Raw genomic sequence first — 335 nt, 5'->3', positions numbered from 1 at the left:
GGTGGCGACGTTAACGCCCTCGACGACGACCTTGCCGTCCTTCGGCATGGCGAGCGTCACGGTGCCGGTCTTGCCCTTGTCCTTGCCGGACAGGACGACGACTCGATCACCCTTCTTGATCTTCGCGGCGGCCATTACAGCACCTCCGGAGCGAGGCTGATGATCTTCATGTGCTTCTTGCCACGCAGCTCGCGCACGACCGGGCCGAAGATACGGGTGCCAATCGGCTCCTCGTTCTTGTTGACCAGCACCGCGGCATTGCCGTCGAACCGGATCACCGACCCGTCCGCGCGGCGGATGTCCTTGGCGGTGCGCACGATCACCGCACGGTGGAC

At 64.8% G+C, this 335-nt stretch carries 2 protein-coding genes; both read right to left on the bottom strand.

Going from position 1 to position 335, the window contains the following annotated elements; translation table 11 throughout:
- Positions 1 to 135, bottom strand: a 135-nt coding sequence (gene rplX / locus CVH10_RS18855) for a 50S ribosomal protein L24 (RefSeq protein WP_106489383.1), incomplete at its 3' end; no start/stop codon positions are given.
- On the bottom strand, positions 135 to 335 hold a 201-nt coding region (locus CVH10_RS18850; protein ID WP_181244505.1), incomplete at its 5' end, for an uL14 family ribosomal protein. The genes CVH10_RS18850 and rplX, both read right to left, overlap by 1 nt.

Origin of the sequence: Halomonas sp. ND22Bw, assembly GCF_003011945.1 — a bacterium.
Lineage (GTDB): Bacteria > Pseudomonadota > Gammaproteobacteria > Pseudomonadales > Halomonadaceae > Halomonas > Halomonas halophila.
The sequence above is the reverse complement of the archived record's forward strand: the minus strand, read 5'-3'. Positions and strand labels throughout refer to the sequence as shown.